Consider the following 26,359-nt stretch of genomic DNA (forward strand, 5'->3'; position numbering starts at 1 on the left):
CAATGAATCAGGGACATAATCGAAGCGTGCGCGTACGAATCGCGCAAGAGACGCTGCAAATCATAGAGCAGGGCTACTACGTGAACAAAGCGGGAGAAAAGAAGAGCATTACGGAGGATCTCGCTGCTGCAATCAGCCAGTCGGTCTTGTATCGTCCAAATGATTTGGCTGCAGACACAGTACAACTGCCAACGCATCAAACAACGGCTGCACAACTGCGTGCCAAGGTCGAGGTTACCTCGGAATCCAGCCTGGATGCAGCCAAGCGCCTCGTCGTTTCTGAGAAACGAGCAGATGTCATATGCTTGAATTTTGCTTCCGCCAAAAATCCGGGTGGAGGATTCCTCGGGGGAAGCCAGGCGCAGGAAGAGAGCTTGGCGCGTTCCTCCGGGCTGTATCCTTGCATTGTGCAAATGCAGGAAATGTACACCTATCATCGCCAGTTGAAAACCTGCTTTTATTCCGACTACATGATTTATTCACCGCGGGTCCCCGTGCTCCGCGACCAAAGCGATCAGCTTTTGCATGACCCATATCTCTTGTCTTTTATTACGGCGCCTGCTGTGAATGCTGGGGTTGTTCGTGAACGAGAGCCTGAAAATATAGCAAAGATTGGTCTTGTCATGAAGGAGCGCATCCGGAAAATTTTGCGGGCAGCAGCCCTTCACAATCACAGGACGATCATTTTGGGAGCGTACGGCTGCGGAGTATTCCGCAACAAAGCTGAGGACGTAGCAAATTACTTTGCGACTGTTTTGATCGAGGAACAGTATGCACAGTTTTTTGACCACATTGTTTTTGCTGTCTACGACAATTCTGCGCGCCAGGAAAACCTGCGAGCGTTCAAGGAGAGATTCGCATGAATGCGAAAAGCACCGGCTTTTTAGCAGACTGGAATTGGTTTGAAAAAATATGGCTCATCTCGTTTACACTCGTTACCGTCTATTTGTATTTCGCACTGGGTGATACGTTCATCGGATTGATCGCGTCCTTAACAGGGATGTTGAGTGTTGTGCTGGTTGCTAAAGGAAAGACGTGGAGTTACTACCCGGGTATCATCAATGTGGTTTTGTACGCGTTCGTCGCCTATGGGCAAAAGTATTATGGGGAAGTCATGCTGAATCTTCTCTATTTTTTGCCGATGCAATTCATAGGACTCTACCTGTGGCGTAAAAATCGCGTGTCCGAAGTCAAACAAAATGACGTCAAGATTGCGGTTTTGTCCAACCAAGCACGTATTTGGTGGACCATCTTGAGCATCATTGCAACGATTGCCTATGGATTTGTATTGAAGCAGATGGGCGGGGCTTTGCCTTTTGTCGATTCCTTGACAGCTGTTCTCTCCGTCATCGCGATGCTTTTCATGGTGAAGCGCTTGGTCGAGCAGTGGGTGGTCTGGATCGTTATTGATTTGTTCACCATCTACATGTGGCTGGCAGCGTTTTTGAAGGACGGAAGCGACATCTCGATGCTGGTCATGTGGTCCGCTTATTTGGTGAATGCCATATACGGCTTGATGAACTGGGTAAGACAGTACCGCAAGCAAAGGGAGGAGCAGACATGGGGGGCGTAGGCTTCATTGGTGGCAAATTTTTGCCACTGCATCAGGGTCATGTATACGCGATTACACAGGCGGCCTGCCGCTGCGACGAACTGTACGTCGTTCTTTCGCACAGCCCGACTCGGGACCAAAAGCTGTGCGAGGAGGCAGGAATCAAGCCAATTCCCTATGAAGTGCGCTTGAGATGGCTGTCCACGCTGGTTAAAGACATGGAAAATGTTCGTGTGCTTGCAGTTGAGGATCATGCGGATAGTGACGAGAGCTACGATTGGGAGGCGGGAGCAGGGGACATCAAGCGCAAGATCGGGAAAAAAATCGATCTGGTTTTTAGCTCCGAGTCCGCCTATGATCCAATATTTCGCCGTTTATATCCGGAGGCAGCGCACATCATTCTCGATGAACCGCGCAGCCAAGTACCGATCTCCGCTACCCAGATTCGCAACGAAGGGGTATTCGCTCATTGGCAGCACATCCCGACTGTTGTTCAACCCTATTTCGTCAAAAAGGTAGTGGTCGTAGGAACAGAGAGTTGTGGGAAATCGACCTTGACCCGTTATCTTGCAAAAATCTACAACACCGTGTTTGTCGAGGAGTATGGACGCACAATCTGCGAAGAGGTTGGGGGCTGCGATACGATTTTGACACCGGAGTATTTCCCACATATCGCGTATGGTCACAAAATGAAAGAGTACGAAGCGCTCCAGAAAGCTAACAAGCTCTTGTTCATCGATACCGAAGCGATTGTCACCCAGTTTTACTCTGAACTGTATACCGGGCAAACCTTCCCGGTTCTTGACCAGATTGCCAAAGAGCAAACGTATGATTTGTGGCTGTTCATGGAGCCAGATGTCGCATGGGTAGATGATGGGCTGCGTGTGCATGGAGAAGACCAAGTGCGCCTGCACAATCATGAAAAGCTGCGCCAGATGCTGGATGAGCGGGGAATTACGTACGTGACATTGCGAGGAAATTATGCCGAGAGACTACAAGGAGCTATGCAGCATGTCGATCAACTGTTGAAGACGACTTCTCAACGAGCCAGAATTGGGCTAGACTAAAGTCATCAAACGATTCTGACAGTAGAAGGGAGCCGTGCTGCATGCAGTCGATCGCACAGCCGCTATCCCCCCTTAGCTTGAAGGAATGGGCAGTCGCCGTCAAAGCACTTGGAGAAGGTGAGCAGATCATCACGATCCGCAAGGGTGGGTTATACGAAGAAACACGAGAATTCCGCTTGGAAAACAATCAATTTTATTTGTATCCGACCTATGAGCACCAGAAGCGCGACATGGTAAAGGCGGACTACCAACACCTGTTAGACGCCACCCTCGAAGGCTGGACAATGGACAAGAAGACGGTGATGATCGAATATTTTGCCGAAGTAACCAACGATGTTGAGCTGATGGACGAAGCCAAGCTACGCGCGTTATCACCTTTCCACATCTGGACGGATAATTTCGCAGATGTGCGCCTGCATTGGAAGAAAAAACAGCCGCTGCACATTTTGTTCGTGCGGATGTATCGATTAGAGCAACCGGTGGAAATTCCGATTGACGCTGCTTATCAAGGCTGCAAATCTTGGCATGACCTATTGGTGGACATTCCGCGAGCTGCTTTTACCCCTGTGCTTTCCGACGAGGAGTTTGAAGCGAAAAAAGCTGCGATCATGACCATTCTGCAAAACTGACGTTCCATTCCACTCTTGTCTGGAGGGTTCTCATGAAAGCGATCTTGGTAACGGAATTAGGCGGGCCTGAGACGATGAAATATGCGGAAGTCGAGATGCCGATCATGTCACCTACACAGGTGCTGATCCGCGTGGAGATGACCAGTGTCAATTTTGCCGATATCAAATCCAGGTATGGAAAAAAGGGAGCAGCCAAGCTACCATTTATCCCGGGGCTCGATGCGACTGGCGTGATCGAACAAGTCGGGGCAGAGGTGCAAAGACTGAAGGTGGGACAACGAGTCATTGCGTTTCCGGCAAACGGTTCATACGCCGAGTATATCGTGGCTGATGAGAGCTTGACCTTTGCGCTACCGGATCAAATCAGCACGGAAACAGCAGCCGCTTGCCCGGTCGTGTCATTTACTTCGTACCAGCTATTGGCGAAGGTAGCCCGTATTGCCGAAGGGGAAACCATACTGATTCACGCTGCGGCAGGCGGAATCGGGACGACGGCGATTCAATTAGCCAAGCTGCTCGGAGCAGGTCGTGTCATCGGCACAGTCGGTAATGAAGCAAAAGCGGAAATTGCCCTGTCAGCCGGTGCCGACCATGTGATTTGCAATGATCGCGAAGATTTTGTGGAAAAGGTACACACGCTGACGGATGGTGCGGGAGCCGATGTCATTTTGGACTCAATTTCCGGAACGGTGAGCGAGCGTAGTCTTGAGTGCCTCGCCTGGTACGGCCGACTTGTCCATTTTGGCAATGCCAGCGGCGAAATCGGTCAGATCAAGACAATCGATTTGCACGCAAGCTGCCGCTCTGTTTTAGGCTTCAGCTTTGGTACGACACGCAAGCTACGCCCACACTTGTTGCAGGATACAGCCAAGCAAGTTTTGGACTATTTGGCGAATGGACAGCTGAACATCAAGATCGGCAAGCATTTTGCATTGGAAGAAGCAGCGAGCGCTCATGCGTGGGTAGAGAGCAGGGCGAGTACGGGAAAAGTATTGCTGGATGTCCGCTCGTAAAGATGTGGAGCCCCCTGCTGATTCACAAGCAGGGGTTTTCGCTTTATCAATTTCAAGAGGTGAATGCTATGCAGATGATTTCAACAAGTGAATTGGACAAAAACGTCATCACTGAATTTTTCATCAAACACTGGGGAAGTCCGCAAATGGTCATCTCCAGCGGTGTCTTCCAATGCGATGTGCTGGATGGCTACGCAGTGAAGGGAGAAGATGGAGCAATCGAGGGGTTTATTTCCTATGTTCTCGAAGATCAGGAATGCGAAATCATTTCCTTGGACAGTGTGATCGAAAACAAAGGAATCGGTACCGCACTTCTCAATCAAGTAGAGCAGACCGCCAAAGAAAAAGGCTGCCACCGCATGAAGCTCGTCACCACCAACGATAACCTGCACGCCATGGGCTTTTACCAAAAGAGAGGCTATCAGCTTCACGAGCTGTACATCAATGCCGTGGACAAGGCCCGCCAAATCAAACCAGAAATCCCCCTGATCGCAGACAATGGCATCCCAATCCGCGATGAAATCCTTTTAATAAAAAAACTTATTTAAAAAAGCCTCGCAGAAGCAATAGCTGTCCGAAAAGCGAAGGTACGTGTTTGGAAGGAGACCGCCCGAACGTAGTGAGGAAAAAGGCGACTGGAAAACATGTGCCTTCGCTTCCCCCGACCACCGAAGATAAAAAACCTCCCGTTTTTTTAAAAAAGTTTGCCCCCACACAATTGTTGACATTCGTAACTGTACGAATTATTATTACAGTACTCTTCGCAAGGAGGCCGTCTGTGACGTGAATAGTGAATTTACCATAGCTGTTCACAGCTTGGCTTTGTTGGCTCATATCCCAGAGCATATGGCAAGCAGTGAGCTCATCGCAAAAAATGTATGTACGAATCCTGCCAGAATTCGCAAAATCTTGAGCATTCTGCGTAAGAACGGGTTTGTGAAGACGAAAGAGGGAATTGGCGGCGGTTATATCCTCGCATGCGATCCGAATGAGGTCACCTTGGCCGAGATATATCGTTCGATCTCGAATGGTACACTGAAGCCACACTGGTGTTCGGGAGATCCGCAGGAAGCGTGTCAGGTTTCTGCGAATATGCACGGGGTCATGGATCAGATTTTTACCGAAGCGGAGATGTACTTTACGAAGTATTTGGAACAAATAACGATCCAAACCGTATTAGATAAAGTCCGTCATGGCTGTCAGGAGAATTCGCAACAGTAACCATACAAATTTTTAACATGGAAACTGTAATGATTTCCGTTACAATTAGGAGGTGCACGAAAATGAATCGAGATGAGTTATTGGAAGTCGGAGATTGGGTATTGGGCAAAACCAAATTCGGAGAGTTAGTTCAAGGCTTCGTCGAAACAGATGATTCATTGCGAGGTACCGCAAAAGTATATGTGGTTCAATGCGACAACGAAGAGACGATCGGCAAACAGGTGGTGATTCCGAGACAGTGGATGGAACGCATTCCGGTAGGCTCTTTTGATGATGAGGAGCATATGCATGATTTGATCGACCTCGCCCTCGCAACCAAAGATAGAGAGTGGTTTATGGATCTGACTGCCAAGGCAAGCACCATGAAACAGGCGTCAGGGAAAGAAACCCGCAAAACAAGAAGCTCTTCCATTCGCAATCGCTTGGGAACTTCCGCTATTTGGGAGCAATAATTTTCAACATACAGGAGGAGTACGGAGTATGTCTAACGTGAATCAGAACAGTTGGTTTGAAAAAGGAATGAGCTTTGCAGCGTACAAAGAAAGCATGAACGTCAACAAAGAAGAGCTGTCCCGTGTGTATGATCAGCTCACATTTACGGATGAGGATCTGGCAGTCTGGAAGGATCTCTCCCAGCGCAATTGGAAAGGGGTCGTGCTGACCGCAGACTGGTGTGGGGATGCTTCCTTGTGCGTTCCTGTCATTCAGCGAATTGCCGAGGAAAGCAATATCGAATTGCGCTTTCTCATCCGCGACGAAAATTTGGAGTTGATGGACCAATACCTGACCAATGGCACAGCACGTGCGATTCCTATCTTTATTTTCCTCGACCAGGATGGATACGAGGCAAGAGTTTGGGGTCCGCGTTCGCCAGAGGTGCAGGAAATGATTACGACTGCCCGTGCAGGATTGCCGGCTGCAGACGCTCCAGATTTTGAGGAAAAGCAAAAGGAGTTGTACCGCAACTTCAAGCAAAAGATATCTACAGACCCTGCCATTTGGCGCACGGTGATTGAAAGCGTAAAAGCGAAGCTGCAAGGCTAAAAAGAAAATCTAAATGGATAGGAATGGATAAATGAATATGAGTAAACAAGAGAATAGTCAGCGACCGATTCTCTTCCTGATGATCAACATGTTTATCGCCATGCTGGGAATTGGCTTGATTATTCCGATTTTGCCCGAATTTCTCAAAGAGTTCGGCGCGGGTGGGGAGACGGCTGGATACTTGGTGGCGGCTTTTGGTGTAACTCAATTTCTTTTTTCTCCGATTGCCGGGGAATGGTCAGATAAGTACGGTAGAAAAATCATGATTGTATCGGGACTCGTCCTGTTTACGATCTCCAATCTGGTTTTTGCCTTGGCTGAACAGACATGGGTGCTCTACCTTTCTCGTCTGATCGGCGGGATCGGGGCAGCAGCGATGATTCCGTCCATGCTGGCGTATGTAGCAGACATTACGACAGAGGATAAACGTGGAAAAGGACTGGGGATGCTCGGGGCCGCCATGTCGCTCGGATTTGTTATCGGACCTGGTATTGGTGGATTTTTGGCGGAGCTTGGTCTGCGTATGCCGTTCTACATTTCCGCGGCAGTTGGTGCGGTAGCCACACTCGGTTCCATCTTTTTCTTGTCAGAATCACTTCCGAAAGAAAAGCAGCTCGCGGCGCGAAACGCCAAAGACAAACAGGAAAACATCTTCGTACAACTCGGCAAGTCGTTTCAATCGTCGTACTTCATTATGCTGGTGTTGGTCTTTACGATGACGTTTGGCTTGGCGAACTTCGAAGTCATCTTCCCGCTGTTCGTCGATGCAAAGTTCGCTTATACTCCGCGTGATATTTCCATCATTATCACAGTGGGTGCTCTTGCCGGTACGATTGTGCAGGCAGCGCTGATCGGCAAGCTCATTACTCGTTTTGGCGAGAAAAAACTCATTAACGTGACGTTCTTCTTGTCTGCTGTATCGATGGTGATGATGCTATTGTCCGGTAACTTCTGGTATATGCTGATTATGACGGTTATCTTCTTTACCCTGACGTCGATTATGCGTCCTGCAATCAACACGCTGATCTCCAAGCGAGCGGGGGATGAACAGGGCTTCGTTGCAGGGATGAACAATGCCTACATGAGTCTGGGGAATATTTTTGGCCCAGCAGTGGCGGGTACGTTGTACGGGGTTCATTTGAACGCACCGTATTTGTTCGGCGCGATTATCCTGGTTCTCAGCTTGTTCTTGTCGCAGGTGGAAAGCCGTCGCAGTGTGAAAAGGGCAGTGGCCTAATAACTTTTGAAAGAGGAAAAGAGTAGCGCAAAGTGTGGAAACGCTTTGTGTTGCTCTTTTTTGCATTATAGGAAAAACGACCTGCATCTTTTATAATTTGTTCGAATTGGAATGATTTAGCATAATGTAGGGTGGAGTAAGAGGAGGGGGAAGCTTTTTGAAGAAATGGGCATCGTTTATTGTGTTTCTTACGCTAGTGATGACGGGCTGTACAGACTCTGATCCTGGGCAAAAAGACACTGCTGCGACACAACAAACCGCGAACTTGCAGGAGCAGACCAAAACGCCTGATCAGACAACTTCAGATACATCCACACAAACGCAGGCCAGAGAGCCACTGCCGCCTGTCAAGCGCGAGTTGACGGCATTTGAGCTCGCATTGGCAAACCAGGTGGTTGGAACCTATGCTGGCGAGAATTACGATGAAGAGAAGGTCAAAAAAGAATTGGATAAGCTCCCAGCTACACTCACATCGGAGCAATATCTCGAGGAGCTGCTGAAATTACTCGGAGAGGATTATCGCCCGTTCGTTCTCACGTTTGCCAATTTTGATTCCAGCGTAGACGTTCACTTGCAGCGGCCGACAGAGGAGATTACCTTGCCGGATACGCAAACGCATTTTGCCTTGTTGATTGATGCGAGTGGCAGCATGAAAGGAAAAGTCGGCAAAAAAACGAAGATGGAGGCAGCCCGAGAGGCGATTGACCAATTCGCGTCTGTCCTTCCGAAAAACGCGACGATTTCTTTACGGGTATATGGTCATAAAGGAAGCGGCAGTGAGCAAGACAAAGCATTATCATGCGCCAGCACAGAGACATTTTATTCGGAGACAGGCTATCAGAAGGAATCGTTTCAACAAGCATTGGGCAAAGTACAACCAGCAGGCTGGACACCAATTGCAAAAGCGCTGCAAGCCGTGCAAGAAGATATTCCACCCGGGACAAACGAAACATTCGTGTACGTGGTGAGCGACGGGATCGAAACGTGCGGAGGAAATCCCGTAGAAGCAGCCAAAGCACTGAATCAGTCGAGCATAAAGACCGTGGTGAACATTATCGGTTTTGACGTTGATAACGAAGGGCAGCGTATGCTCAAGCAAGTGGCGGATGCGGGAGCGGGGACATACATAACCGTGCAGGATGAAGAAGCTTTGAAAAAGCACCTTCGGGGCGAATACGACAAGCTCAAGCAGGCTTGGTATGCGTGGAAGGAAAATGCAAAAGAAGACGCACTCAGTCAAAAAGAAGCGAAGAAAAAACTCGCGGAAGATACCAAGGAAAAAGTAAAAGCGTTGGTGGAGGAAGAAAAACAAAGATTGCTGGACGCCAGGGAATATTTGAAAAAGAGATTTAACGGAAAAGGCGGAATTATGGATACCGATAGCGCCATTATCGACCGGAAGCAGGAAATATGGCGATACGCTGTGGATACAGGAAATGGGTTATGGAGAGATTCTGTTGACAAGGGCAATCAGGAGTGGCGTGAAGTCATTGAAGAAGGACAACAAGGGGTTCGGGACGCAAACGATAAAAAACCTTGAGGGAAACTCGCTTCCTTGACATTTTCTTGAAAGCAGTGTAAAAAGAGTATACGAATAGAACACCAACAAATTCATTGACGAGAAAGAGTAAGCTAATCCCCTTGTTCCCCAGAGAGTTGGCCCTAGTGCTGAAAGCCAACGTTCAAGACTTAGCCGAAAATCCTCTCCGAGAAGGAAAGCTGAAGCATTTTGGAGTAAGCTGACCCGGAATCCCACCGTTAGAAGGGACGCGTATGATGGTACGTAGTAGAGGTGCCGAAATGACATGCTTGCATGAAGATTTCGGAACAAGGGTGGTATCGCGAGATCAAATCTCGTCCCTTAGGGGGCGGGATTTTTTTGCGTTTTATGAACCTACACTTCTACGAAATTTACAGAAGAAGGAGTGTACAAGATGAGGAAAGTAGACGTAAAAGAAAAAGCGAGGACACGTGAGTTACGCGTTTTGGATCAGTGGAGGAAAGACGATACATTCCGCAAGTCGATGGACAATCGGCTGGGAAAGCCAAACTTCGTCTTTTATGAAGGTCCTCCGACTGCCAACGGACAGCCGCATATCGGTCACGTGCTCGGACGGGTCATCAAGGATTTTATCGGACGCTACAAAACGATGTCTGGCTACCGTGTCGTCCGCAAAGCGGGCTGGGATACACATGGTCTCCCGGTGGAGCTTGGGGTGGAGAAGCGACTTGGCATTTCCGGCAAGCAGGAGATCGAAAACTACGGGGTGGCCAAGTTCGTCGAAGAGTGCAAAAACAGCGTCTTCGAGTACGAAAAACAATGGCGCGAGCTGACGGAAGGAATCGCATACTGGACAGATATGGAGCATCCATATGTCACCTTGACCAACGATTACATCGAAAGCGTCTGGCATATCCTTTCTGACATTCATAAAAAAGAACTGCTGTACAAAGGCCATCGTGTCAGTCCATATTGCCCGGATTGCCAGACGACACTCAGCTCCCATGAAGTGGCGCAAGGCTATGAAGACGTGAAGGACTTGAGTGCGACCGTCAAATTCAAAAGCAAGACAAGCGACGACATCTTCCTCGCGTGGACGACGACACCGTGGACACTTCCAGCCAACGTGGCATTGACCGTTAACAAAGAGCTCGATTACGTGCGGGTGAGGCACAAGGATGAAGTGTACGTCGTAGCAAAAAATCTCGCGGAGAAAGTGTTCAAGGAAGACTACGAGGTTTTGTCCACGCACAAAGGCGCAGAATGGGTCGGAACCCCGTATGAGCCGCCTTTTGGCTATATCCAGGTAAACCATGGGCATATCGTCGTCGATGCGGACTATGTCAGTGATACGAGCGGAACAGGGATTGTGCATACTGCTCCAGCGCACGGGGAGGATGACTATCGCACGACCCGTCAGCATGGGCTTGATTTCGTGAACGTCGTAAATTTGGCTGGTCGCTATACCGATCAAATCTCGGATTTCGCAGGTCGCTTCGTCAAGGATTGCGACGTCGATATCGTCAAAGACTTGTCGCATCGCGGTCTGCTGTTTTCCAAGGAGCGGTACGAGCATAGCTATCCGTTTTGCTGGCGGTGTAAATCACCACTGCTCTACTACGCTATGGAGAGCTGGTTCATCAAAACGACAGCGATCAAGGATCAGCTAATCGAAAACAACAGCAAGATCGACTGGTATCCGGGCCACTTGCGCGAAGGGCGCTTCGGGAAATTCCTCGAAGAGCTTGTAGATTGGAATATTAGCCGCAATCGGTATTGGGGGACGCCTCTCAATCTATGGCTTTGTCAGGATTGTGGCAGCGAATATGCGCCAGGCAGTGTAAAAGAGTTGCGTGAGAAATCTGTGGCACCAATCGACGAAAAGCTGGAGCTGCACAAGCCGTTTGTGGATGAGGTGAAGCTGCGCTGCTCTTGCGGTGGTACGATGGAGCGGACGCCTGAGGTCATTGATGTGTGGTTCGACAGCGGTTCGATGCCGTTTGCTCAGTACCATCATCCATTCGGAGACGAAAAGGTATTCGAGGAGCAGTACCCTGCCGACATCATTTCGGAAGGAATCGATCAGACGCGGGGCTGGTTCTTCAGCTTGTTGGCAGTCTCTACCCTGTATAACGGAAAAGCCCCTTACAAGGCGGTCATCTCTACCGGTCACGTTTTGGATGAACACGGTCAGAAGATGTCTAAAAGCAAAGGAAACGGGATCGATCCGTGGGAGGTAATCGAAGAGTTCGGTGCAGATGCATTCCGCTGGGCGCTTTTGTCTGACAGTGCGCCGTGGAGCAGCAAGCGGTTCTCCAAGCGGATCGTCGCCGAGGCGAAGTACAAAGTGATCGATAAGATCCATAACACGCATGATTTTTATTCGTTATACGCCTTGATCGATGCATTCAAGCCAGAAGAGCATCCAACGCAACCATCTGTGAACAAGCTGGATCGTTGGATATTTTCCCGCTTGAATACCACCTTGCAGCACGTGGTAAAAGGTCTGGAAACCTACGATTTCATGAATCCGGCAGGGCATATCGAAACGTTCATCGACGAGTTGAGCAACTGGTACATCCGCCGTTCGCGGGATCGCTTCTGGAGCAGCGGGATGACGCCTGACAAAGTATCTGCTTACCAGACCCTGCGGGAAGTGTTGCTAACGCTGGCGAAGATGATCGCACCATACGCGCCGCTGATCGCAGAAGATATGTATGGCAATCTGGGAGGAGAGGGCAGTGTTCATTTGACTGACTATCCGAAAGTGAACACAGAAGCAATCGACGAAGCCCTTGAGCGGGACATGGAAATGGCTCGACACATCGTGGAGCTGGCGCGAAATGTTCGCAATGAAACTGGACTCAAGACCAGACAGCCTCTGTCCGAGCTGATCGTATCGATGGAGCAGCCATTTAACCTCGAGCGATTTGCCGGCATTATCGAAGACGAGATCAATGTCAAAAACATTCGGGTAGAGCAAAGCGACAGCAGCTTCGTAACGTATCATTTCAAGCTCAACCTGAGTGTAGCCGGAAAAAAATACGGCAAGCTCGTCGGGCCAATCCAAGGGTATCTAAAAGAATTGAACGCAGCCGATGCACAGAAGGCAGTGGACAATGGCTACTTGGATGTGGAGGTCGCAGGTGAGAGTGTGCGGCTTACGCTAGATGAGCTGCTTGTGGAAAAGCAAGGGAAGCAAGGCTTTGCTTCCGCATCCGGCTATCAGCTCCATGTGGCACTGAATACGACGCTGACAGAAGAGCTTGAGCAAGAAGGCTTGGTTCGTGAAGTCATCCGTGTCATACAGGATGCACGCAAAAAGCTGGATTTACCCATCGATAAACGTGTCCAGCTCACACTGGATGTAGACGATGAGCTACGAGCAGCCTTGGAGCGTTTTGATCATGTTTTGCGTGAAAGTGTACTCGTTTCGGATGTGACTTTTGCGAAAATAGCAGATAGGGAGAAAGTTTCGTTCGGTGACAAAACATTTGGCTTGCACATTGGATAACGAAGCAGTTGGATAAAGAAACAGCTAGGGAACATGGTTACTACACCGGTTCTCTAGCTGTTTTGTAATAATTCTGGGTCAAACCAAACATCCTCATAATCGCCCGCAACCAAAAAATTCCAGCCAACAGGTAATCCAAGCAAGTGCTATTTGACACCCCAGCAATATGTATACTATAATTTCCTCCAGAATGAAAATTCATTCCGCAAGAGAGGAGTCATGAACTTGTCTGAAACCAAGCGCGAATTAATCTTGGATGCAGCGCTCGATTTGTTTGTAGATCGCGGTTTTGATGGGACGACCGTTCCGATGATCTCCGAAAAGGCAGGGGTCGGTGCAGGTACCATCTATCGTTATTTCGAAAACAAAGAAGCGCTCGTCAATACGCTGTTTCAAGAATGTGTGGGGGAGCTGCTTGAGACAATCAATGATGGTTATCCTCGCACTTCTGATGACTTACGCGAGCAATTTCGGCATATTGCGAATCAGGTGATTCGCTACGCCAAAAAGAATTTGAACGCCTTGCTGTTTCTGGATTCCCATACAAACGGTCACTACCTAGACGAAGCCAGCCGCGAAGCATACATGAAGCTGCGAACATTTTTATGCGAATTCATTGAACGGGGACAAAAAAATAAGGTTATCCGTCCATTGCCAGCGGATGCATTGATTGCGATTATGGACGGGGCATTCATCGCATTGAACAAGTGCATCAAGGCTGGCGAAATCGAAGAAACCCCGGAATTGCTTGCCGGTGTAGAGGAAGCTTGCTGGGATGCGATCAGAATTCATTAATTCTGATCCTTCTTTTGAACAAAACGGAATGAATGTTCATTCCGGAATACTTTTCTATAAAGCAATAGGAGTGAGGCCTACATGAATAAGACGGGAAGAAAAGTGGTGGGGATGTTGCTGATCATCTCCCTTGCAGTGATTGGGACGGCTTGCAATCAGATGAAGCCGTCAACGGAAAGCGAAGTCCAAGCCGAGGCCAAAATTGTGGAAGCGGAGCCGGTCGAGCTGAAAAGCTTCCAATCGACTAGTGAACTGTCAGGGACACTTGCCCCTATCGAAGAGACGACTGTTTCTTTTGAAGTAGCCGGGGAAATCAAGTCGTTGCCGTACAAAGAAGGAGATGTTGTCAAAAAGGGAGAAGTGCTTGCCCGCCTCAATGCTACAGACTACTCTCTCCAGCTGGCATTGGCAAACGCTGAGATGCATGGTGCGAGCGCCGAGCTTTCCAAAGTAAAAAACGGAGCGCGGGAACAAGAAGTTCAGCAAGCGAAAGTAGCGGTCGAAGCGAAGAAAATCTCTCGGGATCAAGCACAAAAAGACTATCAGCGCATGGAACAGCTCTATAAAAATGGGGCGATCTCCGAAACCGAATTTGAAAGTGCCAAGAATGCCTTTGAACTAGCAGATAAAGATTATGCAGAAGCGCAAGAGACGTATTCGCTAGTGATAGAAGGCGCTCGGACTGAGGATATCAGCGCGACAAATGCCAGCTACCAAGGGGCGATGGTCACTCGCGATCAGGCTGCAGCTACTTTGGCAAAAACGGAAGTGAAAGCACCTATTCAAGGAACAGTGCTAGCGAAAATGGCTGATGTTGGGCAACTCGCAAGTTCAGGGGCTCCTGTCTATCGAATCGGCAACATCCAACAGTTGAAAACAGTCTTGCCTGTACCGGACAAGGACATCTCAGCGTGGAAGGTGGGAGATGAGGTCGAGATTCGTTTGTATGAAGACAAACGAATCGGAAAGGTTACGACGATTTATCCTGCGACGAACGAGCAGACGGGCACGATTAGCGTGGAAGTCGTCATTGATAACACCAAAAAAGATTGGTTTGCAGGGCAAGTCATCAGCGCAAAGCGAACCTTGTCTCAAAAGAAAGGCATTTTTGTCCCTGCCAAAACCGTTTTTAGCCGTGGTTCTGAGCCTTACGTTTTTTTGCTAGCGGATGAAAAAGCGATCAAGACCACTGTCACGATTGGTCAGTATGTTGACAATCATTTGGAAATTACTGCTGGCTTGCAAGCAGGCGACATGTTGATTACGAAAGGTGCTGATCGTTTGCTTGGCGGGGACTCTGTCACCGTGAAAGGAGGCAATCAGCCATGATCGAGTTTTTCATCAACAAGCGCAAAATCACCCTCGTTTTCTTTTCGATGCTCGTGCTGATTGGTATGTTCATCTCAGTTACGCTTCCGAAGCAAGAGCAACCAGACATTATCGTCAGCATGGCTACCATTACCACCGTGTATCCGGGAGCGACTCCTGAAAAGGTGGAGCAGACAGTCACGAAGAAGCTGGAAGAAAAAATCAACGAGGTGCAAGGAATCAAATCCATTAGTTCGGAGTCCCGATCAGGTGTATCCATTATCAACGTGCAAACAGAGAATGACGTTGAACCAAAAACGGTGTTTGAAGATGTACGGAAAAAGGTAAAGGATGCCGAGGCGGATTTACCCGATGAAGCAGAGCAGCCCTTCATCAATGATGACATGAGCCGGACTTTCATCCAGACCTTTCAAATCACAGCCAACTCTTTTGAAGAAATCCTCCAACTACGCGATATGCTTGATCTATGGAAGGATCAGCTTCGAACCGTGCCAGGCGTATCCGATGTTTCGATCCAAGGATTGCCGGAGCAGGAAGTAAAGGTCGCGGTCGATGCACAGAAGCTGCAACAATACGGCATTTCCTGGGCGCAAGTCATCCATGCTGTCCAAACGAAAAACGAAACAACACCCCTAGGTGATGTCAATATTGATACGCGAAAATATCAGCTCACATTACCAGTCAGCTATGAAGTAGCGACTTTTGAAAAGGTAGTCGTGACACGTACGCAGGAAGGAATGCCCGTCTATTTGAAGGATATTGCCACCATTTCCGACAGTACCAAACGGGTGGAGTATCGAACCTATTACAACGGGAAGCCCGCTGCGACCATTAGCATCAACGCTGAGCTGGGAAGCGATGTTCCAGCTGTGCAAAAAGCGGTGGATACGAAGCTTGCCACGTTGGAAAAGAGTCTCCCGGCGTGGGCGAAAAAAGAGCCTGTGTTTTTGCAAGTGGATCGAATCGACAGTATTTTTTCCGAATTGTATCTGGAAATGATCATTGCGATCATAGCTGTACTTTTTATTTGCATCCTTGGTTTGAATGTAACGACATCCTTGATGGTTGCATTGGCGATCCCCATCTCTTTGGCAGCTGGGATGGTGGTTCTGCCCTTCTTTGGCATTACGCTCAATCAAATGACCGTATTCGGGCTCATCATTGTTCTCGGTATTTTGGTAGACGACGCAGTGGTGGTAAATGACAACATCGAGCGCAGATTATCTGCTTTGGGCGAGGATCCGTACACGGCTGCTGTAGCCGGGACGAAGGAAGTGGCCATCTCCATTGTCACTGCTACCCTTGCTACCATCTCTGCGTTTGGGCCGATCATGTTTCTGCCTGGTGATGCTGGTCAGTTTATTTTTCCGGTACCGCTCATTATCATTTTTACGATGGCGGCCTCGATGTTCATGTCACTTACGATCATTCCGATTTACCGGGAATGGAACGAGCGAAGGAACAAGAAACGGAGCAAAGCAGAGACGGACTACCGTAAGCCAGCGGGCTTATTAGGCAAACAAATCGATGCATTGACGAATTGGTATGGCGATCGTGTTCTGAAAGCCATGTTGAAACATCCGCTGAAAACAGGAGTGAGCGGAGTACTGATTGCTACTGCTATCTACGGACTCGCTGCGGTTGTTCCTGTTCAGCTTTTCCCTGATGATGACAGGCCACAGATGGTTGTGAATATAACGACGCCGATTGGCGGCAATTTACAGGAAACGGATCGAATTGCCCTGGGTGTTTCCCAATGGATCGCGAAACAGGCACACATTCAAAAGGTTTCATCTTTCGTAGGTGGCAATGCGCCACAGATGATGCCCTCAGCACCGCCGGTTGGTACAGGTGAACATGTAGCGCAATTGATCGTTACTTTTGACAATCACAAAATGGATGCGCGCAAGGTGCTGGCGCCGTGGTCGGAGCAGTTTAAGAGGATGTATCCAGAAGCGAACATCATTCCGTACAGCGTAAAGGCGGGGATGTATTCTGGTAACCCGGTTGGAATTCGGGTGTATGGGGATGATCTGCAACAGCTGTACGCGCTCTCTGAGCAAATCAAGCAGCTCATCATGGAGTCAAAAGGAACGTACAACATCAACGACACGCTCGGAAATGAACAGTACTCCCTTCAATTCCATGTGAATCAAGAAAAGATGGACAAGGAGCTGATCAACGAAGCGGATTTGACCAGAACGTTGCGTTTGATCAGCCAAGGCATTCCAATGGGACAATTTGACAATGGGAGAAACTTGATCGATATTACGCTGGTAGCCGATCAGCCGGGAATGACGACAGAGCAAGTCTTCGCGCAACTCACGGTTCCGAATGCACGTGGGCAGCTTATTCCGGTTTCGCAAATTGCAGAAATGAAGCCGGATTTATCGATGCAGAGTATTCCTCGTTACAATATGTCCCGTAGTGTCACGATCACGAGTGATGTCCGAGATCGGACGGCTGCAGACGTGATGAGCGAAATAACAGCGAAAATGGAGCAATTGGAATTGCCAGACGGGTATGGCTGGAATGTAACAGGTGAAACAGAGGAGGAATCGGAAGTTTTGCTCGATTTGGGTGTGCTTGCGATTGTGGCGGTCTTTCTCATCTTTTTGCTGATCGTGCTGCAGTTTAACTCGTTGTCTATTCCTGTCTTGGTCATGAGTACAGTCTACCTCGCCATCGCGGGCAGCTTGATCGGGCTATTTATCACTTCCACACCGATTGGATTCATGACAGTAGCAGGCTTTATCGCATTGGCGGGTATCGTCGTTCGCAACGGGATCGTACTAATCGAATTTATTGAGGAAGCGAGGCATCAAGGCGTCTCTCTGAACGATGCAGTCATCAGGGCGGGGAAAGCAAGGTTGCGCCCGATTTTACTGACGACCTTTGCCGCAGTAGCAGGTCTGTCACCGATGGCGATTACGGGAAGCGTGCTGTTTCAGCCGCTCGCCATTACGATCATTTCTGGTTTACTGTTCTCGATGCTACTTACGCTGATTGTCGTTCCCTCTCTCTATACAGTCATAGCCATCCAGAAGGAGAAAAAGCGGGTAAAAAAGGAAGCGCAGAAGCAGCTGACAATCTGAGCTTTTCAGAAGGAATGTTCAGATCAATGGAGAAAGGGGTAGAGGCACGAAGACGAACATTCACCAGGAAGTGAGGAAAGGCAGATGGACCAAGTGAAATGGAACGTTGGAGTTATTGGCGCAGGCGTTATGGGAGAGCGCATGATGAACGCGATCCGTACCCACGAAAAATTTCGAGTAGCCGCAGTCAGTGATGTATCTCCGGAAAGAGCACAGGAAGCCGCGCAAAAGTACGGCGATGTGCCTTGGTACACAGATTATAAGGTATTATTGAAAAAGGTAGAGCTGGACGTCATCTATTTGGCGGTTCCTCCCAAGTTCCATCATGCGATTGCCTTGGATGTACTGGCGCACAAAAAGCATTTGCTCTGCGAAAAGCCATTGGCTAATTCATTGACAGAAGCGGTAGAAATGTTGGAAGCAGCAAATGACGCAGGGGTTGTCCATGCGATGAACTTCCCGCTCTACTATCAAGGTGTTTTTCCTGAGCTCTCCCGCAGACTCAGAGAAATCGGAGATGTCCGCCGTATCGATATCCTGACGCATTTCCACCAGTGGCCGCGTCCATGGCAGCAAACACCCTGGCTGGCTGGTCGTGAGCAAGGCGGTTTCATACGTGAAGTGCTCCCTCATTTCACTCACCTGACTTACGCGCTCTTCGGAGACCTGCATGTAGTTCGCTCAGAGGTAGACTATCCAGCAGATCCTGCGCTATGCGAGACTGGTGTATCGGCCTTCCTGCGTCTGACAGATGGTACCCCGGTTACGATCAATGGCTTGGCGGGTATCGCGCATGAGGAGCATTTGGATTATCGCGTGTACGGGTCAAAAGGGACGTTGAGCGTCGTGAACTGGAGTAATCTGTTTGTGGGTGGACACGGCGAAGCGCTCGTTCCGGCTGAAATTCCACAGCAAGACCGTCTCTCCCTGTTGTTGGATGAGCTGTCTGTTGCGATGAACGGTGGGGATGCCAGACTGGTTACGTTTGAGACAGGTGTGAAAGTACAGCAGGTGTTGGAAGCATTGCTCGGACATGAAAAAGTACACTACATCAAATAGAAATTAGTCCACGAAAAAAAGAGCAGGTAGGCAGGGGGAGCACATCCCCTCCGACTGCTCTTTTCTTTTTGCTAGGGCTTGTATGTCTGTAAAAGTTGCTCTATATGCTTGATGGCAAAATGGACATGCTTGTTATCCCGGGTGAGTCTGCTTGCCATGATGGCTCCTTCAATGGAAGAAAAGATAAACGAAGCGACGGCTTCTGCGTCCATGTCAGAACGAAATTCTCCCTGGGCAATTCCTTCTTCCAGCAATCCCTGCATGAACGAAACGACCTCTTGGTAAGCGGTGACAGCATAATCGCGAAGAACAGGGAACGAATGGTCACTTTCGACGGCTGTGTTGAGAAGCGGGCAGCCACCTTGGAGCGGGGGATTGTTTACCGCATCAGAATACACCGTTGCCATGGCTACGATTTTTGCAGTGGCCGTGTCCTGTTTTTCCAGCGCAGCCGCAAAATGTTCCTGTAACACTTCCCCCGCATATTTGAAGGCCTCTATTGCTATTTCATCTTTACTTGCAAAACCTCTGTAGAGGGCACCTTTGGTAAGTCCCGTGGCATCCATGATGTCTTGCATGGAGGTTCCTGTATATCCGTTTTGATTAAACAGCTCTGCTGACTTCTGGATAATATGCAGCTTTGTTTTTTCGCCTTTTCGCATCGCGATAGTCCTTTCATTCCGGCCAACACGGTCTATATTCGTCCAAGTTATTGTAACATTTCTCTTGTGTACGAAAGAAGGCAATCATGTAAAATCAAAAAGAGACCGAACCGTTCGGTCTCTAAAATCGAACAAAGGGTTGTGTGACAGGTGAACCGTATCAAACCATATTCGATTGTCATTTTCGTCGCTTGTATAGCCATCACGTATGCACTCGTGCAAAACTTTATCATCGACCCAGAAGCGAAAGGCTTTCTCAGTCACAAATCTGATTACAACAAAGAGCGAATGAACACATCGATCTGGCTTACGGTCATGTATGTCCATTTGTTTTTTGCCTTGATTGCCCTGGTCTGTGGGGTGGCTAACTTTTCGGACAAGCTGCTCGCCCAGAACCGCAAGCTACATAAAGTAACAGGCTATGTTTATCTGTTTAGTGTGTTGGTTGTAGTAGTTACATCCGGTTATATGGCTCCTTATGTAACGGGCGGTAAAGTGGCGAGTTGGCCCTTCCACCTGTTGAACATCATTTGGCCGGCCATCACCATTACGGCGCTCGTCAAAATTAAAAAGCGTCAAGTCATAAAGCATAAGGAATGGATGGTCCGGAGTTTCGTCTTCTTGTTCACGAACATGCTGATTCATCTCGTGAAGCTGATCCTAGAGAAGGGAGTAGGGTTGCCGTATGAGCTCAGCTACACAATCAGTGTTTATGTCGCCATGATTGGACTTGTCGTGACGGCGGAGATGATCATTCGTACGAAATGGCGAGTACCGAAAAAAGCATGAGTGAGACGAAGGGCCTCTCAAACAAAAAAGCATCGCATCAGAACCCACGAGGTTAGACTGATCCGATGCTTTTTCAATTGCTACTTTTCTTCGACACGCTTGCTTCCTTGCTTCGGGGGAAATAGTCTCTGTAACCCTCGTTTGTGGTGATATTCATTCTGCAGAAGAGTGGGTTCAACTGCGTAGGCTAGCTCGGGGCTTTCCGGTGCAACGGATTCCAATGTGATGTGGATACTTTTAATGGGGGGCTTGGGGACCTTTTTCTGTTGATTCCTCTTTTTGTTTCTACTTTTGTTTACTGGTTGAGAGTTCGCTACAGGTTCGGCGATGTTTTGCACTTCCTCCACCACTTCCATTTTTCCTTGGAAAAACAAATGGTGTGCTGTTTCGTTTATTGGATCTTTATCCCCTTCTTGCAAAACACGTAATTGAAGTTTCGATCTTTCGATGAGAAGGTTGATCTCGGGCTCTAGGAGCTCTTGGGTAATTTTTTCGTGTGGATCGTCCTTCCAAAATGTATTGATCGCCTGCACATCGCCCGCAAAGTATTCCAGCTTATGTCGAGCGTAAATGTGCTTCCAGCATTTTTCCGAAATGACCACATTCACTTTGATTTTTTTATCAAATTCGGTTAGCTGGTAATCCCAGGTAAAGGTCACTTCCTTGAAAGAATCTTGTGCGTCTTGCGTGTTTGATTTCGCTGTTTTGTCTTTTTCATACCCTAATAAATGTTGCTTTGAGCCCAAATTCTCTAACTTGCCTGCTCCCGTTTTTAGCCATTCTGCAGGTACACGCTTCACATTTTTCGTTTCAGATTTGTACCAGATGGTTTCATCATAGCTTGGCTCCTCTGAAAAATCCTCGCGTACTTTCTTCAAGCATGTCGTAATGTCATTCATTACTTTGGAAAGCACTTCATCCATTTGTTTGGCCAGATCTTCATCTTTTTTCGTATTGGGAAACAGCGGGGTCAAATGGTAGAGCTTACGTATATATGAATCAATTTCTCTTAGTTTCGCTGAGACTGCCTTTTCACGGGCGATGTTTGTCGACTCGTCTTCCATGTCTGCCATCTCAATTTGTGGATCGAATTTTGAACCGGGATTCCCAGTCGTTACATTAAAACCAGGCACCAAGTTTTTATAGAAATTCACCAATTGAATCCTCGTGCATTTTTCCTCGTTATCGGACACCATTTTTATTTCGTTGATAAGAGTAGCGTAGGATTGCTTGGCTGCCTTAAATGTCTTATTCGGCAATTGCTGGATTTCTCCTAATAACTCGCTAAAGGTGATAAGGGAATGCTGTGAGATGGTATGATCCATTTGCATCTCATCATTTTGAAAAGCTTCGCTTCTAGCTGTTTCTGCGTTTACTCGACGCTTCGTATTATACTCATCCTCGTCCTTAAAGCGTTGGATAGGCTGTTTGTTATGCGCGATTCCTTGTCTCTTTGATTTCATTAACTGAATCAGTGCACGATTTCCAATCGACTTCTGCAGCTGGATAAGGTGTGACGGGCTATCGTGCTTGAGGGATGCAGAAGGTGGGGGCATGTTTTTTTGGACGGGCTGCTGCATAGTAGATGCTTGGGCTGAGTGCTGGAATAGATGAGACGACATGGGAAATCACCTCCAGGGGATTTGAATGAATAGAATGCAGTGATCAAGGGGCGTCCAGCATTTCGGGTTTCTGCGCAGATCTCCCGCTACTGCTGCAAGGCTTTGCTCTGCATCAAAAAGTCGATAAACGTACGCATAATCCCGTGAACAGGAGTATCCTTGAGGTAAATCAGCTCGAAGTTCCTGTTGATTTGCGGCAGATTCAAGACATCTACTTCCTGCAGCTCTCCTTCGTCCAAGTCTTTGGAGATGGCAAACCGAGGCAAAAAGGCGATGCCCAGCCGTTGTTTGACCATCCGTTTCACGACCTCGATGTTGTCAGCCTCCATGACGACATTGTTTTGTAGCTGAAAATGGCTAAACGCGTTATTGATCAGCTTCCAGTCGAGCGAGCCCCGATTGAACAAGATCAGTCGTTCACGTGCGACTTCTTCAATGGAAACCTGATGGCGAAATCCAAACGGATGGTCGGGATAAATCGCTAAGACCATGTCATCTGGCATCAGCTGAATCCGGTTAATCTGTGGATGGGTAACGGCACGAGCAATTCCGAATGACACCTCGTGGTTCAGAACCATATCGAGCACCTGATGGGAATGCCCGGTGAGGATCGTCAGCTTGATCTTGGGGTACAGCTGCTGGAATTGCTGAACGAGGTCAGGCAAAATGTAAAAGGCGGAGACAAAAACGGTGGAGATGGTCAATTCTCCCTCTACATCGCCTTGCGATCGCTGAATCGCTTGCTGTCCCTCCTGCAGCATGTGCATGATGTTTTTCGCATAGGGAAGAAACAGATCGCCTTCTTTTGTAAGAGAAATCGTATGACCCGTACGTTGAAACAGCTTACAGCCCATAGTTGTTTCGAGTGCCTTGATCCGCATGCTGACTGTGGGCTGTGACAGATAGAGCAAATCAGCCGTTTTGCTGAAGCTCCCGGTCAGGGCGACAAAGATGAATGCTTCCATTTGCTCCATATTCATGAGTAGTGGCTCCATTATGTGAATTTTTAAATCGTACGAGAAAGTTTACGTGCTTCACAGTGTGAAAGCGACCATGTTTAAACTTTCCGCAAAAACGCGGCTGTTCCTCCTCGAACATGCCTCGATAATGTTTTCTTAAGGGACTTATTGCAATAATTTATTGGATTCGCTCTTCAAAATACATTACCTTAAAATTAACAGAATAGGTAGTGTTCTCAAAGGAAATTAGGACAAGGGATGGATACAGATGGCCAAGATGCCGATTATCGATTTGCACTGTGATGCGCTTCTGAAAATTTGGGAGAAAAATGGGAATTTGTCCTTTGCGGATGCGGACGAGCTGGACGTCAACAGGAATCGGCTACACGATGGCGGGGTAAAACTGCAGTGTTATGCGATCTGGACATCACCTGAATTGTCCACGGAGCAACGTTTTCAAAAAGCTTTGGATCAAATTCATTACTTTTATACAGAGGTTCTTGGAAAACATCCGGAAATGAAACAAATCCGTGATTGGAGCGATATCGACCGTTTGCAAGAGGGAGATATCGGAGCGTTGCTAACGTTGGAAGGGGTAGAGCCAATCGGCAACGATTTGAAGAAGCTGCATATTTTTTATCAGCTGGGGGTTCGCTCTGTAGGTCTCACCTGGAACTTCGCAAATCTCGCTGCGGATGGAGCGTTGGAACCGAGGAATGCCGGACTGACGACCTTTGGCAAGGAAATCATTCAGTTCCACAATGAGCATAAAATGCTCACGGACGTCTCGCATCTGGGGGAGAGCAGCTTCTGGGATACGATTGAGCTCGCTACATACCCGATCGCGAGTCATTCAAATGCACGAGCGATCTGCGACCATCCACGCAATCTGACGGATGAACAGGCAAAAGCGTTATTTGCCAAAGGCGCGAATGTACATGTCGTCTACTGCACCCAGTTTATCAAGGAAACGACACCAACCGCGATTGATGATCTGATCAAACACATCGATCATTTTTGTTCACTCGGTGGCGTGCGTCATATCGGGCTCGGCTCTGACTTCGACGGCATTACCGCAAAGGTTGTGAGCTTGGAGCATGTGGGACAGAGTCAAAACCTGATCAACGAGCTGCTCAAGCATTATAAGGAAGAAGAAGTGCGCGGGTTTGCCTATGAGAACTTTCTGCGCAATCGTCCCGTGTAAGCGATCGGCATAGATTCACGAAAGGAATGGAAGGCATGACGAAAAAAATTCGGCGACTCGGTGCTACAATCGGGAGGCTGTCGGTCGGTGAGAAAAATGACATTACGGATGTAGCCGGAGTCCGAGTCGGACATGTGACGATCCAGCGTGAACTAGACAACGGGGACTATGCATGCACCGGTGTGACAGCCATTTTGCCACATGGCGGCAGCTTGTTTCGCGAAAAGGTAACCGCAGCCAGCTATGTGATCAATGGCTTCGGCAAAACGACGGGACTCGTGCAGGTAAATGAGCTGGGGGTGTTGGAATCGCCGATCATGCTCACCAATACGTTTTCCGTTCCCGCGGTTGCGCAAGGGACTCTGCAATACATGCTGGATACAAACGAAGAAATCGGGGAAACGACGGGGACGATCAACATTGTCGTGGGCGAATGCAACGATGGTCATCTCAATTCCATTCGCCGCTGTGTCGTGCGTCCAGAGGATGCTAGGGAAGCGATTCAGAACGCAACGGACCGGGCTGTAGAAGAGGGAGCTGTCGGGGCAGGGACGGGGATGGTTGCCTTTGGCTATAAAGGTGGTATCGGCTCGTCTTCTCGTATCGTGGCGGCTGAAGAGCAGACGTTTACATTGGGGGCTTTGGTACTCAGTAACTTTGGCAACAAGAATGATTTCTTGGGAGCAAATCTGTTCACAAGCTGCAAAAGCAATGAAAACGCAGTAGAGAAGTCCGAGGATGGCTCCATCATCATCGTACTGGCGACAGATGCGCCGCTCAGTGATCGACAACTGCTTCGGGTAGCCAAGCGCGCAGGAATCGGCTTGGGACGCACAGGGAGCCATTTTGGGCACGGGAGCGGCGACATCGTCATCGCTTTTTCCACAGCGCAAAAGATTCCACATCAGACAACAGCCATTGCGGAAACACGCGTACAACTACGCGAGGATCACCCGATCATGAACGAGCTGTTTGCTGCTGCGGCGGAAGCGACAGAGGAAGCCATCTACCATTCTCTTGCGCAAGCAGTCACAACTACGGGAAGAAAAGGACGCATCGTTCATGCGTATTCAAGTCAAGGCTTAGGAGAGTAATAACATAACCCTACAACTGGTGACATACCTTGAGTGTAAAGAGGCGCATGGTGTGAAACAGGAGGTAGGGTATGTACATTGAAGTCGAAAAGGGTGTCACAATTTTCGTTGAAGACCTCAATCCTGGTCCGAATAGCAAAACGATTTTTTTCGTTCACGGGTGGCCGCTCAACCATAATATGTTTTCCTACCAATTCAATGTACTTCCCCAGCGTGGGTTCCGTTGTGTTGCCATGGACATACGCGGCAACGGCCAATCGGACAAACCATGGAGCGGCTATACGTATGATCGCTTGGCAGATGACATCTATGTTGTTTTGGAAGCATTACAGATAAGGGATGCTGTCTTGCTAGGCTTTTCGGTGGGCGGAGCCATTTCGATCCGGTATATGTCTCGGTATGAAGGGCGTCATATTTCCAAATTAGCGTTGGTGGATGCGGTTTCTCCGTCCTTTGTGAAAATGCCGGGTTCTCCATACGGCGTCTCGAAGGAGCAAGCGGAGGGGTTGATCAGTCAGATGTACGCCAATATGCCTGAGTTATTAAACACGGTTTCATTACAGTTTTTCAATCGAAATTTAGGGACTGCTACGCTCCAGTGGTTTGTCAAAATGGGGCTGGACTCCGCTTCCTATGCGCTCATCAAAATCATGCAAGCAGCAGCGAGAGAGAATGTAATCAATGACTTGAGCCAAATCCGGGTGCCAACCGGAATCTTTCATGGGATTCACGATCAACTGATTCCATTCAAAAGCGCCGAGCTCACCCAGCAGCAAATCAAAGGGTCAAAGCTGTTTCCGTTTGATAACAGTGGACACGGCTTGCCGATTTGTCAGGCGGATGATTTTAATAAAAAGCTGATCGAGTTTGTTCAATCCTAATTCCTAAGGGAACGGACAGCCGATATTTCTGCCAAAGTGCAGGATATCGGCTATTTCTTTTCGAATTTACCAAAATATATGTTTCAATAGCA

At 48.5% G+C, this 26,359-nt stretch carries 23 protein-coding genes and 1 other annotated feature; of the genes, 20 read left to right on the plus strand and 3 right to left on the minus strand.

Annotated elements, in window-relative coordinates; genetic code table 11:
- Positions 1-2 precede the first annotated feature (2 nt).
- The 16 genes from HP567_RS10605 to HP567_RS10680 all read left to right on the plus strand — a co-directional run bounded on the left by HP567_RS10605 (position 3) and on the right by HP567_RS10680 (position 19,056).
- On the plus strand, positions 3-863 hold the full coding sequence (locus HP567_RS10605; protein ID WP_173608737.1) for a TIGR02452 family protein: 861 nt from the start codon (positions 3-5) through the stop codon (positions 861-863).
- Positions 860-1,573 (plus strand): nicotinamide riboside transporter PnuC, encoded by a 714-nt coding sequence (gene pnuC / locus HP567_RS10610; protein ID WP_173608736.1) that lies wholly within the window; start codon positions 860-862, stop codon positions 1,571-1,573. The genes HP567_RS10605 and pnuC overlap by 4 nt, the downstream gene beginning before the upstream one ends.
- Positions 1,561-2,619: a multifunctional transcriptional regulator/nicotinamide-nucleotide adenylyltransferase/ribosylnicotinamide kinase NadR gene (nadR, locus tag HP567_RS10615; protein ID WP_173608735.1), complete on the plus strand. Its 1,059-nt coding sequence runs from the start codon at positions 1,561-1,563 to the stop codon at positions 2,617-2,619. The genes pnuC and nadR overlap by 13 nt, the downstream gene beginning before the upstream one ends.
- Positions 2,620-2,660: 41 nt before the next feature.
- A complete protein-coding gene (locus HP567_RS10620) occupies positions 2,661-3,248 on the plus strand; it encodes a DUF1802 family protein (RefSeq protein WP_173608734.1) in 588 nt (195 codons plus the stop codon).
- A 32-nt stretch (positions 3,249-3,280) separates the two neighbouring features.
- Positions 3,281-4,261, plus strand: a complete 981-nt coding sequence (locus HP567_RS10625; RefSeq protein ID WP_173608733.1) for a quinone oxidoreductase family protein — start codon at positions 3,281-3,283, stop codon at positions 4,259-4,261.
- Between the two features lie 68 nt (positions 4,262-4,329).
- A complete protein-coding gene (locus tag HP567_RS10630) occupies positions 4,330-4,809 on the plus strand; it encodes a GNAT family N-acetyltransferase (RefSeq protein WP_173608732.1) in 480 nt (159 codons plus the stop codon).
- 235 nt (positions 4,810-5,044) lie between these two features.
- Positions 5,045-5,482, plus strand: a complete 438-nt coding sequence (locus HP567_RS10635) for an RrF2 family transcriptional regulator (protein WP_173608731.1) — start codon at positions 5,045-5,047, stop codon at positions 5,480-5,482.
- A gap of 62 nt (positions 5,483-5,544) precedes the next feature.
- Positions 5,545-5,934, plus strand: coding sequence for an IDEAL domain-containing protein (locus tag HP567_RS10640; RefSeq protein WP_173608730.1), 390 nt, complete (start codon positions 5,545-5,547; stop codon positions 5,932-5,934).
- A gap of 28 nt (positions 5,935-5,962) precedes the next feature.
- Entirely contained in the window at positions 5,963-6,526 is a 564-nt protein-coding gene (locus HP567_RS10645) for a thioredoxin family protein (protein WP_142063781.1), read from the plus strand.
- Between the two features lie 31 nt (positions 6,527-6,557).
- Complete coding sequence (locus HP567_RS10650) at positions 6,558-7,763, plus strand: MFS transporter (protein ID WP_173608729.1); 1,206 nt, start codon at positions 6,558-6,560, stop codon at positions 7,761-7,763.
- 157 nt (positions 7,764-7,920) lie between these two features.
- The gene (locus tag HP567_RS10655; protein WP_229087985.1) at positions 7,921-9,303 is read left to right on the plus strand and encodes a VWA domain-containing protein; all 1,383 of its coding nucleotides are present in this window, start codon (positions 7,921-7,923) and stop codon (positions 9,301-9,303) included.
- A 65-nt stretch (positions 9,304-9,368) separates the two neighbouring features.
- Positions 9,369-9,628 (plus strand) — a binding site (T-box leader).
- Positions 9,629-9,697: 69 nt separating this feature from the next.
- Complete coding sequence (gene ileS / locus HP567_RS10660) at positions 9,698-12,778, plus strand: isoleucine--tRNA ligase (RefSeq protein ID WP_173608728.1); 3,081 nt, start codon at positions 9,698-9,700, stop codon at positions 12,776-12,778.
- 225 nt (positions 12,779-13,003) lie between these two features.
- Complete coding sequence (locus tag HP567_RS10665; protein WP_217366944.1) at positions 13,004-13,573, plus strand: TetR/AcrR family transcriptional regulator; 570 nt, start codon at positions 13,004-13,006, stop codon at positions 13,571-13,573.
- 81 nt (positions 13,574-13,654) lie between these two features.
- Positions 13,655-14,902 carry an efflux RND transporter periplasmic adaptor subunit gene (locus HP567_RS10670; RefSeq protein WP_173608726.1) on the plus strand — a complete coding sequence of 416 codons (1,248 nt, stop codon included), beginning with the start codon at positions 13,655-13,657 and terminating at the stop codon, positions 14,900-14,902.
- Entirely contained in the window at positions 14,899-17,997 is a 3,099-nt protein-coding gene (locus HP567_RS10675) for an efflux RND transporter permease subunit (RefSeq protein WP_173608725.1), read from the plus strand. Before HP567_RS10670 ends, HP567_RS10675 begins: the two co-directional genes overlap by 4 nt.
- Before the next feature lie 84 nt (positions 17,998-18,081).
- Entirely contained in the window at positions 18,082-19,056 is a 975-nt protein-coding gene (locus HP567_RS10680; protein ID WP_173608724.1) for a Gfo/Idh/MocA family protein, read from the plus strand.
- Positions 19,057-19,127: 71 nt separating this feature from the next.
- Here the strand turns inward: HP567_RS10680 and HP567_RS10685 are convergent, their stop codons facing one another.
- Positions 19,128-19,718, minus strand: a complete 591-nt coding sequence (locus HP567_RS10685) for a TetR/AcrR family transcriptional regulator (RefSeq protein WP_173608723.1) — start codon at positions 19,716-19,718, stop codon at positions 19,128-19,130.
- A gap of 150 nt (positions 19,719-19,868) precedes the next feature.
- Here HP567_RS10685 and HP567_RS10690 point away from each other — a divergent pair, with 150 nt between their 5' ends.
- Positions 19,869-20,507: a DUF2306 domain-containing protein gene (locus tag HP567_RS10690; RefSeq protein WP_173608722.1), complete on the plus strand. Its 639-nt coding sequence runs from the start codon at positions 19,869-19,871 to the stop codon at positions 20,505-20,507.
- Positions 20,508-20,587: 80 nt separating this feature from the next.
- Here the strand turns inward: HP567_RS10690 and HP567_RS10695 are convergent, their stop codons facing one another.
- Together HP567_RS10695 and HP567_RS10700 are read right to left on the minus strand one after the other, a co-directional pair.
- Positions 20,588-22,129, minus strand: coding sequence for a hypothetical protein (locus HP567_RS10695; RefSeq protein WP_173608721.1), 1,542 nt, complete (start codon positions 22,127-22,129; stop codon positions 20,588-20,590).
- Positions 22,130-22,215: 86 nt separating this feature from the next.
- On the minus strand, positions 22,216-23,109 hold the full coding sequence (locus tag HP567_RS10700; RefSeq protein ID WP_173608720.1) for a LysR family transcriptional regulator: 894 nt from the start codon (positions 23,107-23,109) through the stop codon (positions 22,216-22,218).
- Between the two features lie 247 nt (positions 23,110-23,356).
- Here HP567_RS10700 and HP567_RS10705 point away from each other — a divergent pair, with 247 nt between their 5' ends.
- The 3 genes from HP567_RS10705 to HP567_RS10715 all read left to right on the plus strand — a co-directional run bounded on the left by HP567_RS10705 (position 23,357) and on the right by HP567_RS10715 (position 26,267).
- The gene (locus HP567_RS10705; RefSeq protein ID WP_173608719.1) at positions 23,357-24,292 is read left to right on the plus strand and encodes a dipeptidase; all 936 of its coding nucleotides are present in this window, start codon (positions 23,357-23,359) and stop codon (positions 24,290-24,292) included.
- 35 nt (positions 24,293-24,327) lie between these two features.
- The gene (locus HP567_RS10710; RefSeq protein WP_173608718.1) at positions 24,328-25,386 is read left to right on the plus strand and encodes a P1 family peptidase; all 1,059 of its coding nucleotides are present in this window, start codon (positions 24,328-24,330) and stop codon (positions 25,384-25,386) included.
- Between the two features lie 71 nt (positions 25,387-25,457).
- Complete coding sequence (locus tag HP567_RS10715; RefSeq protein WP_173608717.1) at positions 25,458-26,267, plus strand: alpha/beta fold hydrolase; 810 nt, start codon at positions 25,458-25,460, stop codon at positions 26,265-26,267.
- The last annotated feature ends 92 nt before the right edge of the window (positions 26,268-26,359 follow it).

Origin of the sequence: Brevibacillus sp. M2.1A, assembly GCF_013284355.2 — a bacterium.
Classification (GTDB): domain Bacteria; phylum Bacillota; class Bacilli; order Brevibacillales; family Brevibacillaceae; genus Brevibacillus.

Bases quoted from the DNA above. Each gene is read 5' to 3' on its own strand.
- HP567_RS10605 (WP_173608737.1), top strand. From the start codon at position 3: ATGAATCAGGGACATAATCGAAGCGTGCGCGTACGAATCGCGCAAGAG.
- pnuC (WP_173608736.1), top strand. From the start codon at position 860: ATGAATGCGAAAAGCACCGGCTTTTTAGCAGACTGGAATTGGTTTGAA.
- nadR (WP_173608735.1), top strand. From the start codon at position 1,561: ATGGGGGGCGTAGGCTTCATTGGTGGCAAATTTTTGCCACTGCATCAG.
- HP567_RS10620 (WP_173608734.1), top strand. From the start codon at position 2,661: ATGCAGTCGATCGCACAGCCGCTATCCCCCCTTAGCTTGAAGGAATGG.
- HP567_RS10625 (WP_173608733.1), top strand. From the start codon at position 3,281: ATGAAAGCGATCTTGGTAACGGAATTAGGCGGGCCTGAGACGATGAAA.
- HP567_RS10630 (WP_173608732.1), top strand. From the start codon at position 4,330: ATGCAGATGATTTCAACAAGTGAATTGGACAAAAACGTCATCACTGAA.
- HP567_RS10640 (WP_173608730.1), top strand. From the start codon at position 5,545: ATGAATCGAGATGAGTTATTGGAAGTCGGAGATTGGGTATTGGGCAAA.
- HP567_RS10645 (WP_142063781.1), top strand. From the start codon at position 5,963: ATGTCTAACGTGAATCAGAACAGTTGGTTTGAAAAAGGAATGAGCTTT.
- HP567_RS10650 (WP_173608729.1), top strand. From the start codon at position 6,558: ATGAATATGAGTAAACAAGAGAATAGTCAGCGACCGATTCTCTTCCTG.
- ileS (WP_173608728.1), top strand. From the start codon at position 9,698: ATGAGGAAAGTAGACGTAAAAGAAAAAGCGAGGACACGTGAGTTACGC.
- HP567_RS10670 (WP_173608726.1), top strand. From the start codon at position 13,655: ATGAATAAGACGGGAAGAAAAGTGGTGGGGATGTTGCTGATCATCTCC.
- HP567_RS10675 (WP_173608725.1), top strand. From the start codon at position 14,899: ATGATCGAGTTTTTCATCAACAAGCGCAAAATCACCCTCGTTTTCTTT.
- HP567_RS10680 (WP_173608724.1), top strand. From the start codon at position 18,082: ATGGACCAAGTGAAATGGAACGTTGGAGTTATTGGCGCAGGCGTTATG.
- HP567_RS10685 (WP_173608723.1), bottom strand. From the start codon at position 19,718: ATGCGAAAAGGCGAAAAAACAAAGCTGCATATTATCCAGAAGTCAGCA.
- HP567_RS10695 (WP_173608721.1), bottom strand. From the start codon at position 22,129: ATGTCGTCTCATCTATTCCAGCACTCAGCCCAAGCATCTACTATGCAG.
- HP567_RS10700 (WP_173608720.1), bottom strand. From the start codon at position 23,109: ATGAATATGGAGCAAATGGAAGCATTCATCTTTGTCGCCCTGACCGGG.
- HP567_RS10705 (WP_173608719.1), top strand. From the start codon at position 23,357: ATGGCCAAGATGCCGATTATCGATTTGCACTGTGATGCGCTTCTGAAA.
- HP567_RS10710 (WP_173608718.1), top strand. From the start codon at position 24,328: ATGACGAAAAAAATTCGGCGACTCGGTGCTACAATCGGGAGGCTGTCG.
- HP567_RS10715 (WP_173608717.1), top strand. From the start codon at position 25,458: ATGTACATTGAAGTCGAAAAGGGTGTCACAATTTTCGTTGAAGACCTC.